This window comes from Bradyrhizobium sp. 141 (genome assembly GCF_023074055.1).
In the GTDB taxonomy this organism is placed as follows: Bacteria; Pseudomonadota; Alphaproteobacteria; order Rhizobiales; family Xanthobacteraceae; genus Bradyrhizobium.
The window spans coordinates 35,678-53,843 of the sequence record NZ_JADPKR010000058.1 but is presented as its reverse complement, the minus strand read 5'-3'; the positions used below and the strand labels follow the sequence as shown (position 1 = coordinate 53,843).

Below are 18,166 nucleotides of genomic sequence, written 5' to 3'. Positions count from 1 at the left end.
GGCTATCTTCTCGAAAGGAATTAACGAATGGCCTCGAGGGGCTTCGGCGCCCCGCGCCTGACCGCCAATACAATAAGTATGGTGCCGACGATAAGCATCGGGATCGACAACAGCATCCCCATGGTTAATCCGCCCCAGAGGAAGCCGAGCTGCGCGTCCGGCTCGCGGAAATGCTCGCCGGCGATCCGGGTCAGGCCATAGATCAGGATGAAGGCGCCGAGGATCATGCCGGGCCGCCTCAGGGCACCGAAGCGGATCATGATCGCGAGCACCGTGAACAGCAGGATGCCCTCCATGCCGGCCTCGTAGAGCTGGCTCGGATGACGCGGCAGCTGCGTGGGATCGTTGGGGAAGATCATCGCCCAGGGCAGGCTGGCATCGGTGGCGCGACCCCACAATTCGCCGTTGATGAAATTGGCGATGCGCCCGAGCAGCAGCCCGACCGGGGCGACCGCGGTGGTGATGTCGCCAAGCGACAGGATCGGGATCTTGTTGCGATAGGCAAACCACATCACCGCAACGACGCAGCCGAGGAAGCCGCCGTGGAAGGACATGCCGCCCTCCCACAATTTGAAGATCGCGGCGGGATGATCGATGAAGAAGGGCAGATTGTAGAACAGCACGTAGCCGGTGCGGCCGCCGAGGATGATGCCGAGCGTGACCCAGAGAATGAAGTCGTCGACCTGGAGCAGCGAAATCGGCGCGGGGCCGCCCCACAGACGTTCGTTCTTCAGCAGCGCGCGCGCATAGAGCCAGCCGAACACGATGCCGCAGATATAGGCCAGCGCATACCAGCGGATCGCGAACGGGCCGATCTCGAGCGCGATCGGCTTGAAGGCGGGGAAGTCGATGAGCAGAAAGGGCATCGCCTTGTTTCTAAAGTTTGATGGGCAAGCTGCGGCTCCGACGGAGCTGCGCTCCCTCCCCCGCTTGCGGGGGAGGGTAGGGGAGAGGGTATCTCCACTGGAAGACTGCCAGCGAGGAGAAAACCCTCACCCGCGCTTTCAGCGCGACCTCTCCCGCAAGCGGGAGAGGTGCACCGAATTCGCGGATGCGCCGATCCATACCGCTCACACGAGGTTGCGGCGATAGAGCGCCAGCAGACGCTCCCAATGCCGCTCGGCGGCGTCGCGGTGATAGACCGGGCGCTTGGGGAAGGCGAAGCCGTGATGCGTGCCGGGATAGATCTCGACCTCGGCTTTCGCGCCTTTCATGCCCTCTTTGACCTTCTCGATAATCTCCGGCGGCGCATAGACATCGGTCTCGGCGCAGGCGAAATAGAGTTCGGCCTTGGTCTTGCCTGCGGCCAGATGCGGGCTGTCGTCCTGATCCGTTGCGAGCTGCACACCGTAGACCGAGGCGGCGGCCTTGACGCGGTCGGGGAAATGGGTGGCGGCGTTGATGGCGTAGCGGCCGCTCATGCAATAGCCGACGGTGCCGACGATTTTAGTGTTCGCGGCCGACTGGCCCTCGGCATAGGTGAGCAACGCCCTGGTGTCATCCATGATCATCGGGATCGTGAGTGACCCCATCAGCTGGAACATGCGCTTGCGCTCCGGCGCGTTCGGGTCGGTCGGCAGCGCGCCCAGCTCCATCGCGCCCGAGCGGTAATAGAGGTTTGGCAGCATCACGTAATAGCCTGACGTCGCGAGCCGGCGTGCCATGTCGCGCAGCTCTTCGCGGATTGCCGGCGCGTCCATGTAGAAAAGGATGATTGGGAACGGCCCGCCACGTTCGGGATGGGTGATGAAGGTTGCGGTGTGACCGTCCTTGGTCGGGACCGCGATCTGCTGCTCGATCATCTCATGCGCCTTGTGATTCTTCTTATGCCGGGACGTTGAATACGATTGCAAGGAAACCGGTTCATGACAAGGATACCGCCGATCGGCACTTGAACCGGTTCAATCGGATTGCCATTGTCTTTTCGAGAGTTCGCGCAAAGCTAATCTGAGGCCGCCAGGAGACCGAAATGACCCAGACCAACAACCGGTTTTTCGACGAGATCGGCCGCCTGATGAACGATGCCGCCGGTGCCGCCCAGGGCGTCAAGCGCGAGTTCGACACGGTCATGCGCACTCAGGCCGAAAAATTCCTGCGCGACATGGATCTGGTCAAGCGCGAGGAGTTCGAGGCAGTCAAGGACATGGCGCGCCTGGCGCGCGAGGAGAACGAGGCGCTGAAAGCGCGCATCGCGGCGCTGGAGGCCAAGGTCGGCGGGTAACGAGGTTCTGTAGCCCGGATGGAGTGGAGCGAATCCGGGGAGCCGCACTCCAAGACCTTCCCGGATTGCGCTCCGCTCCATCCGGGCTACAAGGGGGCTAACCGGAACCTTCCGGCAGCCCATTCTCCTTGTCATTTCCGCATCTTCCGGGTAAAAGCCCGCCACGTCCGCGGCCCCCGCACCCCTGGAGGCTTGCTGCGGCGTATGCCATGGGCCGCCTTGCGGCCCATTAACTTTTGCAAAAACAAGGACTTAACGACATGGCGACGACCGTCAAGGAATTGAAGGCGACCGCACGTCCGAAGAGCGGCAAGGGGGCCGCCCGGGCTGAGCGTCGCGCCGGGAAAGTGCCCGGAGTGATCTATGGTAACAAGCAACCCCCGCTTCCGATCTCGGTTGACGATCGTGAACTGCGCCAGCGCATCCTCGCCGGCCGGTTCCTGACCACGCTGGTCGACATCGACCTCGACGGCAAGAAGCACCGCGTCATTCCGCGCGACTATCACCTTGATCCGGTCAAGGATTTCCCGATCCATGTCGACTTCATGCGTCTCGGCGAAGGTGCCACCATCCGCATCAGCGTGCCCTTGCACGTGGTGAAGGCGGAAGGTTCGCCCGGCGTGAAGCGCGGCGGCGCCGTCAACATCGTCGCGCATGCGATCGAGCTCGAATGCGGCGTCGAGAGCATCCCGCAATTCATCGAGGCCGACGTCGGCTCGCTCGAAATCGGTCACTCCCTGCATCTGGCTGATATCAAGCTGCCGGCCGGCGTGAAGGCGCTGACCCGCGAGGACGCGACCCTCGTCACCATCGTGCCGCCGTCAGGCTACGCCGAAGAGCAGAAGGCCGCGGCTGCGGCTGCAGCTCCGGGTGCTGCCGCGGCTGCTCCGGCGGCTGGTGCGGCCGCTCCGGCTGCTGCTGCGCCTGCCGCGGCTGCCAAGGCTCCCGCCGGCGGCGACAAGAAGAAGTAATCTCTCAAAGCTGGCGCGCGGTCCCTGACCGCGCGCCGAGCGAGGGGCGCGCCGCGTCATGCGACTCTTTGTTGGGCTCGGCAATCCCGGCGCGAAATACGCACGCAACCGGCACAATGTCGGCTTCATGGCCGTCGACGAAATCGCGCGGCGTCATGGTTTCGCACCATGGCGCCGTCGTTTTCAGGGCGAGACCTCGGAAGGCACGCTCGGACCTGAGCGCGTGATCCTGCTCAAGCCGACGACCTACATGAACGATTCCGGCCGTGCCGTTCAGGAAGCCGCAAGCTTCTTCAAGATCGCTCCTGGCGACGTCACCGTGTTCCACGACGAGCTCGAGCTGCCGCCGGGCAAGGTGCGGGTGAAGATCGGTGGCGGCATCGCCGGCCATAACGGCCTGCGTTCGATTTCGGCGCATATCGGCAACGATTATCGCCGGGTGCGTCTCGGCATCGGTCATCCCGGCGTCAAGGAACTGGTGCACGGCCACGTGCTGTCGGACTTCGCCAAGGCCGACAACGACTGGGTGGCGACGCTGTGCGAGGCGGTGGCCGAGCACGCGGCGCTGGTTGCCAAGGGCACGGACGCGACCTTCGCCAACAGGGTCCATCTCGCCATGCAGGCGAAGGGATTTTTGACCAAGGACGAGAACGGAGAGAAGTCGAACTGATCTCTCTCCGTCATGGCCGGGCTTGACCCGGCCATCCACGTCTTTCTTTCCCCCCGGAGCGAAGGACGTGGATGCCCGGCACAAGGCCGGGCATGACGACTTCAACGAACGCACGCGCCCGGCGCGAAGACTGGATGAGACCATGGGATTCAAATGCGGGATCGTCGGATTGCCCAATGTCGGCAAGTCGACCTTGTTCAATGCGCTGACCGAGACGGCCGCGGCGCAGGCCGCGAACTATCCGTTCTGCACCATCGAGCCGAATGTCGGCGAGGTCGCCGTGCCCGATCCGCGGCTCGACAAGCTCGCGGCGATCGCCAAGTCGGGGCAGATCATCCCGACCCGGCTGACCTTCGTCGACATCGCGGGCCTCGTCCGCGGCGCTTCCAAGGGTGAAGGCCTGGGCAATCAATTTCTGGCCAACATCCGCGAGGTCGACGCGATCGCGCATGTGGTGCGCTGCTTCGAGGATTCCGACATCACCCATGTCGAGGGCAAGATCGCCCCGCTCGCCGACATCGAGACCATCGAGACCGAGCTGATGCTCGCCGATCTCGACAGCCTCGAGAAGCGCGTCGACAACCTCACCAAGAAGGCCAAGGGCAACGACAAGGACGCCAAGGAGCAGCTCGACCTCGTCAACCGCACCCTGGTGCTGTTGCGCGAGGGCCAGCCCGCGCGCCTCGTCGAGCGCAAGGCCGAGGAGGAGCGCGCCTTCGGGATGCTCGGCTTGCTGTCGTCGAAGCCCGTGCTCTACGTCTGCAACGTCGAGGAAAGCTCGGCCGCAACGGGCAATGCGTTCTCCAAGGCGGTGCAGGAGCAGGCCGCCAAGGAAGGCGCCGTGGCCGTCGTCATCTCGGCCAAGATCGAATCCGAGATCGCCACAATCTCACGTGAAGAACGAGCCGACTTCCTGGAGACGCTGGGCCTGGAGGAGGCCGGCCTCGATCGCCTGATCCGCGCCGGCTACACGCTGCTCGACCTCATCACCTACTTCACCGTGGGTCCGAAGGAAGCGCGCGCCTGGACCATCTATCGCGGCACCAAGGCGCCGGGGGCGGCGGGCGTGATCCACACCGATTTCGAGAAGGGTTTTATTCGCGCCGAGACCATCGCGTATGAGGATTACGTCGCGCTCGGCGGCGAAGCCGGCGCGCGCGATGCCGGCAAGCTCCGGCTCGAAGGCAAGGAATACGTCGTCGCCGACGGCGACGTGATGCATTTCAGGTTCAATACGTAAGGCTTGTCATTCCGGGCTCGCCCCGGAATGACGAACTACCGCATCCCGCCGCCCTGGTCCCGGATCGCGCCGAGATGCTCGTTGATGCGGAAGACGATCAGGATCAGCTCCGCGAGGATGCGCGAGAACACGATGCCGACGACGACGCTGGCGATCGACGACAGCAGCATCAGGAAGCCGCCGAACGGGCTGATCGCCATTGCGGCGAGCCCTGAGAAGATGCCGGAGAGGCCGAACAGGCAGATCAGCGCGATCACCAGCCAATAAAAGGTCTTGATGATCGTCGGCGTGATGAACCGGTCCCATTGGAAAAGGTCGCTGAATGAAAACATTGCTCTCCCCAGGGCAAATCGGGCCCGCAAACCGGCCTTGGCACTCGGATCTTGGCCCTCGATGGATCCGACTCAAGGCCGACGCCACCCCGTATGTAGCACGAGCCATGCGGGCCGGCGGGTTGAGATTGCCGCAAAGTGCGGCCACAATCTGTCCTTTCCGCTAGCCAATCCAAAGATGACCCTGACCTTCGAAGATTTCCCGCCCGGCCGGTTCGGCACGTTCGGCCCGCGTCATGTCAGCCGCGATGAGATTTTGGCCTTTGCCGCCGAGTTCGATCCGCAGCCCATGCACCTGGACGAGGAGGCCGCAGCCAAAAGCATGCTGCGTGGCCTGTCCGGCTCGGGCTGGCACCTCTGCTCGCTGATGATGCGGATGATGGCCGACGGTTTCATCACTCGCGCCGCTTCGCTGGGATCTCCTGGCGTCGATGAGGTCCGTTGGCTGTCGCCGCTCAGGCCGGGTGACGACCTGACACTCGATGTCGATGTGCTGGAAGCGCGCGCCTCGAAGAGCCGGCCCGAGCTCGGCATCGTCACGTTCAAATGCACCGCGCGCAACGCCAAGGGGCAGGCGCTCGCCGAGATGACCTCGCCGATCCTGATCAAGCGGCGCGAGGGGACGGTCTGATGCGGTTCTTCGAGGACATCGAGATCGGCCAGCGTCGCGAGATCGGCGCCTATGCGTTCACCGCGGAAGCCATCAAGAGTTTCGCTGCCAAGTTCGATCCGCAGCGTTTTCATCTCGACGAGGAGGAGGGCAAGAACTCGCTGTTCGGCGGGCTCGCCGCGTCGGGCTGGCATGTCGGCTCGGCCTGCATGAGCCTGCTTGTCGCCGACGGCCAGCGTCTGGCGCGCGAGGCCGCGGCGCGCGGCGATGAGGTTGCAGTGTGGGGCCCGTCACCGGGCTTTCGCGACCTGCGCTGGATCAGGCCGGTGCTCGCCGGCGACACGATCAACTACGTCAGCGTCATCATCGACAAGCGCACCTCCGCCTCCCGCCCCGGCTGGGGCATCCTGACCGCCCGCACCACCGGCACCAATCAGCGCGGCGAGGAGGTCTATTCCATCACGGCCAGCGCCTTCGTGCCGACGCGCGTGAAGACCGGCTAGATCTGTTCCAAGATGAATGGGCAAATGAGTGCGCGAGTGTTGCCCGCGCGCTATGGACGCGTTTTGGGGCGGCTGCCATAAGCCTGCGCAACATGGTTACCGCGAAGCAGTTTGGCGGAACCATCGAGTTGCTAACTAATTATGAACCTGTCGCTGTCTATTTGAAACGAATTGGCAGAGGACAGGGGACGAGGACCATGGCAGATCGCGGCGCACTCAAGTTTGTCGGATTTATCTTCGCGACCGCGACGCTGGCAGTGATGCTGGTCGCCGGCATGGTGGTGAAGGGCTATGCCGATGGCGCCTACACCCTGGAAGCCTCGGCCGTCGACGCGAGCCGGTAAGAGTCCGTTAATTTTCGCGGCCGGCATCCGGCCGCACCTCAGCGGCTATAGACGAACGCCAGGATGGCGATCGCAACCGCCAACAGTCCGACAAAGCGCAGCATGATCGTGCCGATTTGATTCGGCGCTGGCCGTAGCGGTATCGGGTCCGTGGTGTCGGGCCGAATGCTTTCCATGTGAAATGTCCCCAGGCCCGGCCGAACAGGCCACGGGCGCTTGGCATTCGTCGCTGGGGAAGGGCGGAGGGTTCAAATTCCTCCGTCCCCACATCGAGCCCCCTTGAATCAAAACCGCCGCGCTCCTTCCGGAACGCGGCGGCTAGTGATGCGGTGTGGCGCGATCAGCTGTTGCGCAGGCCGTCGGCGGCGCGCTTCCACTGCGCGACGTTGTCGGCGATCATGCGGGTCGACTTCATCGCGGCCTGGCTGAGCTGGGCATAGCCCGAGATCTCGCGCTGGACGCGCTGGCCTTCGGCGTGGAGCAGGTCGCGCAGGCTCTCAAGCTCCGAGATCAGGTTCTCGATCTCGGCGAGCGAGGTACCGGCGACGCGCTGGATCAGCGAGTTGACGTTGGTGACGGTGGCTTCCGCGCTCGGGTCGAGCGGCGGCGCGTCAGTCGTGGTCGCCGCCGGACGGCGCAGATAGGCGATATCGTTACGGACGAAGTCGCGGATGCCGGCTTCGACTTCCGTGACGGCAGCAAGGTTGGTGTCGACCGTCTCGGTCTCGGCGGCTTCGGTCTTTTCCGGACGCATGGCGTTCATCGTTATTCCCCTGTTCGCGTTGAGCGCAGCGCGAGTGTCCCCCGCACGACGACGTCTGTGAGGCTTCCTCATCTGTGCGTCCGATTTTGACCGCAAATGGGCCGAGATGCGGCAATGGCGGACCATTCGGGGGTTTTGCCGTGGCGTATGGTTAGGGGAGTATGAACGCCGCGGCCGTTCTGGCGGCGGGGGCTTCGATCCTTCGAGACGCGCTCCTTTCGGAGCGCCCTCAGGATGAGGGGAAAGAGGAGAGCGCTGGACTGCTACCAGCTCTTCTTGAAGCCCGCCGTCAGGCTCTTGTTGATTGCGCCTTGCGAGGTTTCGCCGACGGAACCGGAGACAGTGACGTTGTCGAACAGCTTTTGCTCGGCGCCGACCTTGCGCAGCCATTTGTCGTCGGTGGTCGACAACGTCTGGCCGGCGGTGATGCTGGTGCCGGTGTCGCTGAGGGTAACCTTGGCGGACTGGTCGGTCTCGTAATTGCGCGTGATGTGGCCGCCGACGCCGGGGACAGCGGTGGTGCCCTGCTGGTTGACGCTGTAGCCGTTCTGCAGCGTCAGCGAGGTGTCGCCCGACAGCGGCACCGATTTGATCAGCGACGCCCCGATCTTGCTGTGCTCCGCGCCGGGATCGACGCGGGCTTCCACCGCGGTCTTGTCCCAGATCGAGCCCGCGCCGGGCGCGGTCGCCGTCGCCCAGGCGCTGCCGGAGGATTGCGGCAGGTTGCCGCCATTGGTGGCCTTCTGCGCCAGCAACTCGGACATCGTTCGCGGCTCGCTCGTCACCGTCATGTCGGCGCCGACCCTTGTATCCCAGAACGAGAACACGGACTGCTTCACGGTCACCGCCGAGGAGCCGTTCGCATTGGCGTTCGACGACCAGTCCAGGCCGTTCTTGGCGGCGGACTGGGCGCGCTTCTTGGCGGCCATGGGGTCAATGCCGGTGCCGGCGTCGACCGCGAGCTGACTCCAGTCGAGCTTGTCGACGTCGATGCCTTTGAGCACGTCGGGGTCGTTGACGTCGAGGGTCTCTGCGGCCTCGGTCTCCGTCTCGTCGTCCGGGGCGGCCGCTGTGGGGGAGAAGGGCGGAATGATCTGCGCCGAGACCGTCAGCACCGAGCCCAAAATGAATGCGGCCGCCAACACCGGCAGCCTGGTCCAGCCAAACCCTGTCGAGAATTCCATCGTCCTGCCCGCAAGCCCAGCGCATGCTTTCCGATAATATATATCGGCCGTCAGCAAAGATCATGCGTCATTCCGCGCTGAAAATGCTGATGCATCGTTGCGAAATTATGGCGGGGCCTTCAAGGCCCGAAACCAACGGGCCGCGCGAAAGGCGCGCGCCCGATGACGAGCATGTGACGCACGGCATCCGGCGGGGCTGGAGGCCAGGACGTCGCGGTCAGCATTGTCATCGGTCCCGAACGATGGGGCCCGTTGGCGTCCCCCCTAAAGCGCGATGATCATTATCGCGCTTCAGGTTGTTGTTTGCGCATGATCTTTTCGGAAAACCGCTTCGCACTTTTCCGGATCAAGCGTTACCCGACGCTGGTCATCTTCGGCAGATGAATGGCGCGGCCGAGTGCCTGTTCGACCAGATCGAACGTGTCGATCAGGACGCGCATGCTGACGAGCTTGCCCGCCCTGAACTGGGCGAACTGCGCGACCCGCAAGCTGATCGGCTTGTTGGAATCCAGGGCCGTCAACGAATAGCGCACCATCGAGGCGGCGGAATCGACGCCGAGCATGATGCTCTCGCGGTCGAAGCGGCGGACCTGGAAATTGTCGGCGAGCTGGCGGATGACGTCGATCACGGCGTCCTTGCCCTGGCGCGCGCCGAGGAACGGAAACATGTCGATCGGGCCGTAGAGCGCCCATTCGACGTCCTCGTCGATCAGGGCTTCGATATCAGCGAAATGCCGGTCGTTGATCGCGCGGTGCAACGCGCGCGAGAAACGCCAGAGGCTGTGCTCTGTCATTTTGGGCAGTCCTGAAGCTGGCTTGCAAAGAAAAACGGAAAACAACCCCATGCACAGCAGGTGCCGGGGCTCAACTCGTTTGTATACGAACAAAATACGGGGTTTCGGCCAAAACGCAATTCACGTTTTCGCAATGCACAATTGATGGCGGAATGTGAGATTTACAATAGAGGCCCGTAATTTTCCGGTTCCGCGGCCGGTCCCAGGCAGGTTCGCCAGAAAGAAGGGTTCAATCCACCCGCGCGCCCATGATCAACGGCCCGATCTCACGCTCCAGCACCTGCTGCACCAAATCGTAGGAGTCGATGATCTCACGGATCTGCGCCACCAGTCCGCCGCGGAAGGTGTAGAACACCGCCATGTCGAACTGCACGACGCGGTCGTTGCTACGCTTCGTGAAATAGGCCTGCATGTAGGTCGCGACCTCCTCGCCCTCGGCCAGAATGTGCGGCGCCTTGTAGCGGATCTCCGAATAGCGCGACCAGATCGTCTCCCAGAGCTCACGCAGCTCGGCCTTGCCGTGGCGCGGCACCATGTGCGGCAGCACATCGATCGGCGCGTGGGTGAGGAAGTCGACGTCGTCGGTGCAGCACGCCAGCGCGGCCTCGAGATCGCCGCGCGCGAAGGCGTCCAGCAGATGCAGAACGCGTTGCCTGTTCAGCGGTTCAACCGTCATGCTGCTCCCGCCCTCTTCGGCCGTGGATTGCGAACGCTACCGCGGGCTTCGCGGGTGCATCAATCCGCAAAAACACAGGGTGCTTGCCGGTTATGACGCGCCAGCGCCATGCCGCGTTCATGGGGTGCAATTGCGGGTTGCGTACCTGTTGCACACAGGCTTTTGCATCTTGCGATGACGCCGCATGCCTATCGGCAGGCGCGCCTGGCCAGGGTGCTAGGCAAGGGAACCCGGACCCATCCGCGCTCGTTGAGGGCCCAGTCTGCTCCCTCTCCCCGCAAGTGGGGCGAGGTGAAGAGCGCCGCCAGAGCGGCGTGACCCATCTCACATCACCCCTGTGCCGGCGCAGCTATCGTCATCCCCATGTCATCAGGGAGACGTGCCATGGCCGCCATCGCCACCGCCAGAAAGTCCCGCCTGCACAATGCGCTCGAAGGCCTCGCGCTGACCGCGATCTTGCAGAGCTTCCCGACCTTCGCCGCTGCCGCCTTCCTGCTCAAGCTCGCCGGAAACCACGACCTCTCGGGCGACCCCGGCGTCGCCATCTTCGTCGCCATCGCCTCGTTCACCCACGCGCTGCTCGCCGTGACCCTGGGGCCGAGCTTCCCCGCCTTCTTCAAGACCGTCTATGAGCCGAAGTTCTTCGAGGCGCATCTGTCGCTGTCCGACAAGATCACGGCCTGGCGCACCCAACCGGTCGCCTCGCTCCAACTCGTGACCATCGTGCTGCTGCTGTCGGTGATGGCGGTGGTGACGGCGAGCGTGGGGTGAGGGGGACGTCTCTCCGCCGTCATTCCGGGGCGCCGCAGAGCGACGAGCCCGGGATCCATAGCCATGAACGGCGTTGCCGACTCAATGCCTACCTCTTCTTCCACCCGCCCCTTCGTCCCGGCTGCCCACCCGTCGACTTCGGCGCGGGCCCGAACTCCGGCCCTGACTGCCTCGAATCCGTCGGCTGGATGATCCGGCTGCTTCCGCCGAACGGCTTCGCCGGCAGCGTCTGCTTCTCGCGATAGGGCAGCGATTCCGGGCCGTGCATTTCGTCGAGATGCGGCTTGTGCACCTTCGAGCCGCCGCCGCCGCTCGCTTTCAGCGCGGAGCCCACGGTTTTCTTCTTCATGGCGCTGACGGGCAAATTCGCGGCGTCGCCGTACTTCTTCGTACCGGCATAGGCGCCGGCCTTGCCAGCGACGGCCCGCTGTTTGGCGGTGGGGTCGTCGACCACGGCGAGCTCGGTGGCGCGCAGGCGCTTGACTTCGTCGCGCAGGCGCGCGGCTTCCTCGAAGTTCAGATCGGCTGCGGCCTCGCGCATCCTTGTTTCGAGATCACCAAGCACAGCTTCGAAATTGTGGCCGATCGAGATGACGTCGTCGGTCATGTCATGGCCGCCGACCTCGACCAGTACGTGGTCGCGCTCGTAGACGGAGTTGAGGATGTCGCCGATCTGCTTCTTCACGCTCTCCGGCGTGATGCCGTTGGCGGTGTTGTACTCGACCTGCTTCTCGCGGCGGCGGTTGGTCTCGGCGATGGCGCGCTCCATCGAGCCCGTCATCTGATCGGCATAGAGGATCACCTTGCCGTCGACGTTGCGCGCGGCGCGGCCGATGGTCTGGATCAAGGATGTTTCGCTGCGCAAAAAGCCTTCCTTGTCGGCGTCGAGAATCGCAACCAGCGCGCATTCGGGAATGTCGAGGCCCTCGCGCAAGAGGTTGATGCCGACCAGCGCGTCGAAGGCGCCGAGGCGCAAATCGCGGATGATCTCGATACGCTCGATGGTGTCGATGTCGGAGTGCATGTAGCGGACGCGGATGCCCTGCTCGTGCAGATATTCGGTCAGGTCCTCCGCCATGCGCTTGGTCAGCACCGTGATCAGCGAGCGATAGCCCGCCTGCGCAGTGGCACGCACCTCGCCGACGAGATCGTCGACCTGGGTGCGGGCGGGGCGGATATCGACGGGCGGATCGATCAGCCCGGTGGGGCGAATGACCTGCTCGACGAACACGCCGCCGCTCTCGTTCAGCTCCCAGCCGCTCGGCGTCGCCGACACCGCGACGGTCTGCGGCCGCATCATGTCCCACTCCTCGAAGCGGAGCGGGCGGTTGTCCATGCAGGAGGGCAGACGGAAACCATATTCCGCGAGTGTCGCCTTGCGGCGGAAGTCGCCGCGGAACATGCCGCCGATCTGCGGCACGGTGACGTGACTTTCGTCGGCGAACACCAGCGCGTTGTCGGGAACGTATTCGAACAGCGTCGGCGGCGGCTCGCCGGGCAGGCGTCCGGTGAGATAGCGCGAGTAGTTCTCGATGCCGGCGCAGCTACCGGTCGCCTCCATCATCTCGAGGTCGAAGGTGGTGCGCTGCTCCAGCCGTTGCGCCTCGAGCAGGCGGCCCTGGTCGTGGAGCTGGTCGAGCCGCTGCTTCAGCTCCGATTTGATCGACTTGATCGCCTGCACCAGCGTCGGGCGCGGCGTCACATAGTGCGAGTTGGCGTAGATCTTGATGAATTCGAGCTCGTCCTGCTTGTGGCCCGTGAGCGGATCGAATTCCTCGATGTTCTCCACGGTGTCGCCGAACAGGTTCACGCGCCAGGCCCGGTCCTCATAGTGCGCCGGAAAGATGTCGATGACGTCGCCTCTGACCCGGAAGGTACCGCGGGTAAAATCGGCCTGCGTCCGCTTGTATTGCAGCGCCACGAGGTCGGCGATGAGCTGGCGCTGGTCGATGCGCTCGCCCTTCTTCAGCGCGAACGTCATCGCGGTGTAGGTCTCGACCGAGCCGATACCGTAGATGCAGGACACCGAGGCGACGATGATGACGTCGTCGCGTTCGAGCAGCGCGCGCGTCGCCGAATGGCGCATGCGGTCGATCTGCTCGTTGATGGACGAGTCCTTCTCGATATAGGTGTCGGTGCGCGGGACGTAGGCTTCCGGCTGGTAGTAGTCGTAATAGGAAACGAAATATTCGACCGCGTTATCAGGGAAGAAGTTCTTGAACTCGCCATAGAGCTGGGCGGCGAGCGTCTTGTTCGGCGCCAGGATGATGGCGGGGCGCTGCGTCTTCTCGATCACCTGCGCCATGGTGTAGGTCTTGCCGGAGCCGGTGACGCCGAGCAGCACCTGGGTGCGGTCGTTGCGCTGGACGCCTTCGACCAGCTCGGCGATCGCGGTCGGCTGGTCGCCACGCGGCTCATAGTGGGACTTGAGCTCGAAGCGCACGCCGCCTTCGGACTTTTCCGGGCGCGGCGGCCGGTGCGGCGTCCACACTTTCGTGGAGCCGTCGTCCTTGCGGAATTCCGGACGGCCCTCGCGAATCAGCGACTCCAGCGCATCGGCGGTCGCCTTGACGCCGAGCGCCTCCATCTTGCTGCGCGGCGGACGCGCCAGCGCCTCGGCATCGTCCTCCTCGGTGGGCAATCCGAGCTGCCGCGCCAGTTCCGGATCGAGCGTCGGGATGGTGGCGGCGGTTCCGTAATTGGCCTGCGGGGCTTCTTCCAGCCCATCGACCTCGGTGGACTGGCGCGCTCCCACCGGCTGCGGATTGGGTCTCAGCGGCATCGGCCGCGTCACATCCTGCGGAAACTCCTTCGGCGTCGAGGCCCGCGCGCGATGCGCCGCGGCCTCGCCGCCCGAGCGGCGGTCGCGCGAATTGTCCGGCGGCGGCTGCAGGCCGGTGCCGGATCCCAGCCCCGCATCGCCACGATTGATCGCGGGATTGAGCAACTCGGCCAGCGCGGGCCCAATCGGCTGCACATCGGGGCGATGCGCCTTCGAGTTCGGAGCCTTGGTCTTCGGGGATTTGCCGGATTTTTCGGAGGATGCAGGTTTCTTCGCCATGAGGCGAATATGGGACGAGTCCGCCCTACAGAAAAGGGCGAATGCCCGTTGCCATGCAGGCTGCTGACAGCAGGTTGGCAGTAGCCTCGGGGCTTACGCCGCCGGCATCGGCCCCTCATCGTCCTCGCCGGCCTGATACGGCTTCAGGATGTCAAGGTGGATGCCGCCGCAATCCGTGCAGCGCATGGTCCAGTACTCGCATCCGGCGCGCCCGCCGATCACGCGGAGCACCGAGAGATCACCGTCGCATTCCGGGCAGTTGGACAGCACGGCGCGGGTGTAGATCCTCGGTCGCGAGGTGTCTTCGATTTCGACGACTGACATGACCGGTTGCCCCCCTTTTACGCCGCGCTGTCCCTGGTTCGCTTGCCGTCTCGCTTATTCGTCGTCGCTGTCGGTCCGCCGGCGGAAGCGGTCGATGTGGTGCTTGGCGTCGGCGATCGCGGCGTTCTGATCGGGCCAGGCGAAACCGACTTCCATGGCCGGAAACAGGACGCCATCGATGGCGAGGGGGCTGAGATCGGCGCGGCGGATGCGGGCGTGCCAGAGGCCTTTGCCAGCCTCGAAGGATTCGATGTCAAAGCCGTCGTAGATGGTCGTCATGGTAGTCCCCAAAGTGTTCCGTACGTGTCTTGTTGGAGGGTCAGGGGACCACGATTGCGTAATTTGGGATGTGAAGCCGTTCACAAGCGGACGGCTTTTTTGCTTCGGGCGTCAGTTCCGAGCGGCGGTTCGGCCGATCCGCTTCACCGGCCGGGCCGCGGGTTCCGCCGCCGCGCGCATGATCCAGCGCCGGAACGCGGCAAAGTCGCGCTGCTCGGTCTGGAAGCTGCGATAGAGCAGGTACCAGCGCATGCCCTTGGGCACCGAGAGGTCAAATGGCGCGACCAGCCGGCCAGCGGCGAGATCGTCGTCGATATAGGGCCGGATGCCCATGGCGATGCCGAGCCCGTCGGCAGCGGCCTGCAGCGCCTGGCCGTAGAACTGGAACTCCGGCCCGCGCGCGTTGATCCGCGCGAGGCCCGCGGTCTTCAGCCAGATCGGCCAGTCCTCGGGTGAGTGCGCGACGCGGATCAGGCTCGGTCCCTTCAAGTCGGCCGGGCGCTTCAGGCCGCTCGCGAGGCGGGGCACGCAGACCGGCGTGAGGTCGCCGGCGAACAGCGGCTCGGCGACGAGGCCGGGCCAATCGCCGGTGCCGAGCTTGATGCCGCAGCTCCAGTCCTCGCCGAACGGCACCGACGCGCCGCCAGTGGTGAAGCGCACCTCGATGTCGGGCTCCTCGTTGCGGAACTCCGACAGGCGCGGGATCAGCCAGCGCATCGCAAAGGTGTGGCCGACGCCGATAGTGAGTACGCGGACGCTCGCCGGCGCCGTCACCTGCGCGGTGAGGCTGGCCAGCGCGTCGAAGATCGGCGTCAGCCCGCTCTGATAGGCGCGGCCGGCCTGCGTCAGCACCAGGCGATTGGCCTTGCGCTCGAACAGCGCGACGCCGAGCCGCTCTTCCAAGAGATGGACCATGCGGCTGACGGCGGCCGCCGACACGCTGAGCTCGAGCCCGGCCGCAGCAAAGCTACCGGTCCGCGCCGCCGCCTCGAATGCCTTGATGCCGTTGAGAAACAGCAGCCGCCGCAAATGCAAGACCCTTATGCAAGACCCTCAGGAAAGCTGATGCCAGGCCAAGATAACTCAGTTTGCGCGAATTGGGCAAGCGGGGCACGTTTTCCTTCGCCTCTCCCCGCAAGCGGGGCAAAGGAGACGAACAGGTTGCAGTCCCTCACTTTTGCGGAGACCCCTTCGTGACCCCCATTATGATCGCTGCCCTCGGATTGCTGATGGTCGCCACGGCGTTCCTGTCGGGGCTGTTCGGCATGGCGGGCGGGCTGATCCTGATCGGCGTGCTCTTGGCCCTGATGCCGCTGCCGACCGCGATGGTGCTGCATGCGATCACGCAGATGGCCTCGAACGGCTGGCGCGCATTTCTGTGGCGGGCGCATATCCGCTGGCGGCCGGTGGCGAACTATATGGTCGGCGCCGCCGTCGCGCTCGCGGCCTGGTCGCTCACCCGCTACGTGCCGGACAAGCCGATGGCGCTGCTCTTGCTGGGCATCACGCCGTTCATGGCGCGGCTGCTGCCCGCGAACATCAAGCCGGACCCTGATAGGCTCTGGCAGGGCACGGTTTACGGCACGATCTGCATGGGCTTGATGCTGATGACCGGCGTCTCCGGTCCGCTGCTCGATACCTTCTTCCTCGGCGGCGATTTCGGCCGGCGCGAGAAGGTGGCGACCAAGGCGATGTGCCAGCTCGTCAGCCATTTCACCAAGTTGGTGTATTTCGGCGGCATTATCGATCAGGCGGCGAGCCTCGATCCCGTGCTTGCCGGCGTTGCGATTGCAGCCTCGATGCTCGGCACCACGCTGGCGCGGCGCATCCTCGAAGCCATGACCGACCAGCAATTCATCGCCTGGTCGAACAAGCTGATCACCACCATCGCTTGCTACTACATCGCCTATGGCGGCTGGCTGATGCTTCGTGCGCCGGTGCTGGCCGCCTTCGACAAGGGAGGTTTGCAATGAGCGAGACAGCCGATCCGCTGGTGCTGGACTTCGTCGAATGGGTCGCGCGCGAGCCACGCGCCTATGCCGAGGTGATTTCGACCTGGAAGACCTCGTGCCCGCGCCTCACCATCTGGGAAGACGCCGCCGACCGCGGCTACGTCGCGCGCGAGACGATTGCCGGGCTCGGGCTGGTCATCGCGGTGACGGAGAACGGGGAGAGGTTGCTGCGGATGAACGGGCGGTAGACGTAGAGCGCCTCCGTCTCCACATCGCCATTGCGAGCGCCAGCGAAGCAATCCAGGATGTCTCCGCGGAAGCGGTCTGGATTGCTTCGTCGCACCTGTGCAAAATTGCTTTGCAATTTTGTCACGGGCTCCTCGCAATGACGGAGCGGATGGAGGCGCCTTGCATGTCACTCAAGCTCTTCGAACTCGTTGGCACCGACGCCGCGCGCCCGTTCAGCCCCTATTGCTGGCGCACGCGGATGGCGCTGGCGCACAAGGGCCTGTCGGCGCAATCGCTGCCCTGGCGCTTCACCAAGAAAAACGCGATCGCGCCGCACGGTTCGGAGAAGGTTCCGGTGCTGCTGCATGACGACAAGGCGGTGGTCGATTCCTGGACGATCGCGAATTATCTCGAGGACAATTTCCCGGACCGTCCGTCGCTGTTCGGAGGCGAGGGCGGCCGCGCCATGGCGCGCATGATCAACGCCTTCGGCGACCTCGCCATCGTCGGCGGCATCTTTCCGCTGATCGTTGCCGACATCCCGAAAAATCTGGCCGAGACCGACGCTGCCTATTTCCGCAAGTCGCGCGAGGCGCGCTTCGGCGGCAAGAGCCTGGAAGAGGTCATGGCGAGCCGCGACACCGGCGTGGTCGCCTTCCGCAAGTCGCTCGAGATGATGCGGCAGACCCTGAAGAAGCAGCCCTATCTCGGCGGCAGCGTGCCGAACTACGCCGACTACATCGTGTTTGGCGGTTTCCAGTGGGCGCGCGTGGTGAGCCCGTTCAAGCTGCTGGAAGCGGACGATCCGCTCTATGCCTGGCGCGAAAAACTGCTCGACGCGTTCGATGGTATGGCGCGGCAGTCGCCCGGACATCCGGTGTAGACTTCGTAGTTTTGTAGGGTGGGCAAAGGCGCGAAGCGCCGTGCCCACGCATTTGCAAATGGTGGGCACGCTTCGCTTTGCCCACCCTACGATGCTGCCGCCTCCGCTTCCGCCGCTGCCTTGCGCAAACACTCGCGGCACAGGCAATCCTCGCCCTTGACCGGCATCGGCAGCTTTGCTGTTTCCTCCGCGCACCAGCAGGTGCCCGAGAGGTCGCAGGCGAACTCGGTGCCGCAGCGCGAGCAGGCGAGGCGGCGTGGTTCCTGGGCCAAAGATTCTTGCGGATTTGTCATGATTTACGTCGAAGCTTCGCCGTGATTTTCATGTCGGGTTCATCGGTCATTGCGGTATATTAGGCCT

24 protein-coding genes are annotated in these 18,166 nt (G+C 64.4%); 11 read left to right on the top strand and 13 right to left on the bottom strand.

Annotated features, from left to right (window positions below; all coding sequences use genetic code 11):
• Positions 1-20: 20 nt before the first annotated feature.
• Together lgt and IVA81_RS16975 are read right to left on the bottom strand one after the other, a co-directional pair.
• Entirely contained in the window at positions 21-866 is an 846-nt protein-coding gene (gene lgt / locus IVA81_RS16980) for a prolipoprotein diacylglyceryl transferase (RefSeq protein ID WP_247320050.1), read from the bottom strand.
• Positions 867-1,070: 204 nt separating this feature from the next.
• Positions 1,071-1,802 (bottom strand): dienelactone hydrolase family protein, encoded by a 732-nt coding sequence (locus IVA81_RS16975; RefSeq protein WP_247320048.1) that lies wholly within the window; start codon positions 1,800-1,802, stop codon positions 1,071-1,073.
• 167 nt (positions 1,803-1,969) lie between these two features.
• Here IVA81_RS16975 and IVA81_RS16970 point away from each other — a divergent pair, with 167 nt between their 5' ends.
• From IVA81_RS16970 to ychF, 4 genes are all read left to right on the top strand, one after another.
• Positions 1,970-2,221: an accessory factor UbiK family protein gene (locus tag IVA81_RS16970; protein WP_247320047.1), complete on the top strand. Its 252-nt coding sequence runs from the start codon at positions 1,970-1,972 to the stop codon at positions 2,219-2,221.
• 260 nt (positions 2,222-2,481) lie between these two features.
• Positions 2,482-3,192, top strand: coding sequence for a 50S ribosomal protein L25/general stress protein Ctc (locus IVA81_RS16965; protein WP_247320044.1), 711 nt, complete (start codon positions 2,482-2,484; stop codon positions 3,190-3,192).
• A 58-nt stretch (positions 3,193-3,250) separates the two neighbouring features.
• Entirely contained in the window at positions 3,251-3,862 is a 612-nt protein-coding gene (gene pth, locus IVA81_RS16960) for an aminoacyl-tRNA hydrolase (protein WP_247320042.1), read from the top strand.
• Between the two features lie 142 nt (positions 3,863-4,004).
• On the top strand, positions 4,005-5,102 hold the full coding sequence (gene ychF / locus IVA81_RS16955) for a redox-regulated ATPase YchF (protein ID WP_247320041.1): 1,098 nt from the start codon (positions 4,005-4,007) through the stop codon (positions 5,100-5,102).
• A 35-nt stretch (positions 5,103-5,137) separates the two neighbouring features.
• Here the strand turns inward: ychF and IVA81_RS16950 are convergent, their stop codons facing one another.
• Positions 5,138-5,434, bottom strand: a complete 297-nt coding sequence (locus IVA81_RS16950) for a DUF4282 domain-containing protein (protein ID WP_247320038.1) — start codon at positions 5,432-5,434, stop codon at positions 5,138-5,140.
• A 178-nt stretch (positions 5,435-5,612) separates the two neighbouring features.
• On the opposite strand from IVA81_RS16950, the gene IVA81_RS16945 reads away from it, so the two are divergent.
• From IVA81_RS16945 to IVA81_RS16935, 3 genes are all read left to right on the top strand, one after another.
• Entirely contained in the window at positions 5,613-6,065 is a 453-nt protein-coding gene (locus IVA81_RS16945) for a MaoC family dehydratase (RefSeq protein ID WP_247320037.1), read from the top strand.
• A complete protein-coding gene (locus IVA81_RS16940; protein WP_247320035.1) occupies positions 6,065-6,547 on the top strand; it encodes a MaoC family dehydratase in 483 nt (160 codons plus the stop codon). Before IVA81_RS16945 ends, IVA81_RS16940 begins: the two co-directional genes overlap by 1 nt.
• A 197-nt stretch (positions 6,548-6,744) precedes the next feature.
• Positions 6,745-6,891 carry a hypothetical protein gene (locus tag IVA81_RS16935; protein ID WP_018318322.1) on the top strand — a complete coding sequence of 49 codons (147 nt, stop codon included), beginning with the start codon at positions 6,745-6,747 and terminating at the stop codon, positions 6,889-6,891.
• Positions 6,892-6,929: 38 nt separating this feature from the next.
• Here the strand turns inward: IVA81_RS16935 and IVA81_RS16930 are convergent, their stop codons facing one another.
• The 5 genes from IVA81_RS16930 to IVA81_RS16910 form a co-directional block, all read right to left on the bottom strand.
• Entirely contained in the window at positions 6,930-7,067 is a 138-nt protein-coding gene (locus IVA81_RS16930) for a hypothetical protein (protein ID WP_212080336.1), read from the bottom strand.
• 164 nt (positions 7,068-7,231) lie between these two features.
• Entirely contained in the window at positions 7,232-7,654 is a 423-nt protein-coding gene (locus tag IVA81_RS16925; RefSeq protein ID WP_028140177.1) for a hypothetical protein, read from the bottom strand.
• 263 nt (positions 7,655-7,917) lie between these two features.
• Positions 7,918-8,838, bottom strand: coding sequence for a hypothetical protein (locus IVA81_RS16920; protein ID WP_247320034.1), 921 nt, complete (start codon positions 8,836-8,838; stop codon positions 7,918-7,920).
• Between the two features lie 353 nt (positions 8,839-9,191).
• Positions 9,192-9,632: a nuclear transport factor 2 family protein gene (locus IVA81_RS16915; protein ID WP_247320032.1), complete on the bottom strand. Its 441-nt coding sequence runs from the start codon at positions 9,630-9,632 to the stop codon at positions 9,192-9,194.
• Positions 9,633-9,861: 229 nt separating this feature from the next.
• Positions 9,862-10,308 carry a nuclear transport factor 2 family protein gene (locus tag IVA81_RS16910; RefSeq protein WP_247320030.1) on the bottom strand — a complete coding sequence of 149 codons (447 nt, stop codon included), beginning with the start codon at positions 10,306-10,308 and terminating at the stop codon, positions 9,862-9,864.
• A 384-nt stretch (positions 10,309-10,692) separates the two neighbouring features.
• On the opposite strand from IVA81_RS16910, the gene IVA81_RS16905 reads away from it, so the two are divergent.
• Entirely contained in the window at positions 10,693-11,079 is a 387-nt protein-coding gene (locus tag IVA81_RS16905; RefSeq protein WP_247320028.1) for a hypothetical protein, read from the top strand.
• An 88-nt stretch (positions 11,080-11,167) separates the two neighbouring features.
• On the opposite strand, the gene uvrB is transcribed toward IVA81_RS16905, so the two are convergent.
• The 4 genes from uvrB to IVA81_RS16885 form a co-directional block, all read right to left on the bottom strand.
• Positions 11,168-14,140 (bottom strand): excinuclease ABC subunit UvrB, encoded by a 2,973-nt coding sequence (gene uvrB / locus IVA81_RS16900; RefSeq protein ID WP_247320026.1) that lies wholly within the window; start codon positions 14,138-14,140, stop codon positions 11,168-11,170.
• A gap of 93 nt (positions 14,141-14,233) precedes the next feature.
• Positions 14,234-14,464: a hypothetical protein gene (locus tag IVA81_RS16895; protein ID WP_247320024.1), complete on the bottom strand. Its 231-nt coding sequence runs from the start codon at positions 14,462-14,464 to the stop codon at positions 14,234-14,236.
• Positions 14,465-14,518: 54 nt separating this feature from the next.
• The gene (locus tag IVA81_RS16890; RefSeq protein WP_135164864.1) at positions 14,519-14,743 is read right to left on the bottom strand and encodes a hypothetical protein; all 225 of its coding nucleotides are present in this window, start codon (positions 14,741-14,743) and stop codon (positions 14,519-14,521) included.
• A gap of 111 nt (positions 14,744-14,854) precedes the next feature.
• A complete protein-coding gene (locus tag IVA81_RS16885) occupies positions 14,855-15,772 on the bottom strand; it encodes a LysR substrate-binding domain-containing protein (protein WP_247320171.1) in 918 nt (305 codons plus the stop codon).
• A 164-nt stretch (positions 15,773-15,936) separates the two neighbouring features.
• Here IVA81_RS16885 and IVA81_RS16880 point away from each other — a divergent pair, with 164 nt between their 5' ends.
• The 3 genes from IVA81_RS16880 to IVA81_RS16870 all read left to right on the top strand — a co-directional run bounded on the left by IVA81_RS16880 (position 15,937) and on the right by IVA81_RS16870 (position 17,806).
• Positions 15,937-16,716: a sulfite exporter TauE/SafE family protein gene (locus IVA81_RS16880; protein ID WP_247320023.1), complete on the top strand. Its 780-nt coding sequence runs from the start codon at positions 15,937-15,939 to the stop codon at positions 16,714-16,716.
• Entirely contained in the window at positions 16,713-16,943 is a 231-nt protein-coding gene (locus IVA81_RS16875) for a hypothetical protein (protein ID WP_247320021.1), read from the top strand. Before IVA81_RS16880 ends, IVA81_RS16875 begins: the two co-directional genes overlap by 4 nt.
• A gap of 164 nt (positions 16,944-17,107) precedes the next feature.
• Complete coding sequence (locus IVA81_RS16870) at positions 17,108-17,806, top strand: glutathione S-transferase family protein (protein ID WP_247320018.1); 699 nt, start codon at positions 17,108-17,110, stop codon at positions 17,804-17,806.
• A gap of 86 nt (positions 17,807-17,892) precedes the next feature.
• On the opposite strand, the gene IVA81_RS16865 is transcribed toward IVA81_RS16870, so the two are convergent.
• A complete protein-coding gene (locus IVA81_RS16865; protein WP_247320017.1) occupies positions 17,893-18,099 on the bottom strand; it encodes a cysteine-rich CWC family protein in 207 nt (68 codons plus the stop codon).
• Between the last annotated feature and the right edge of the window lie 67 nt (positions 18,100-18,166).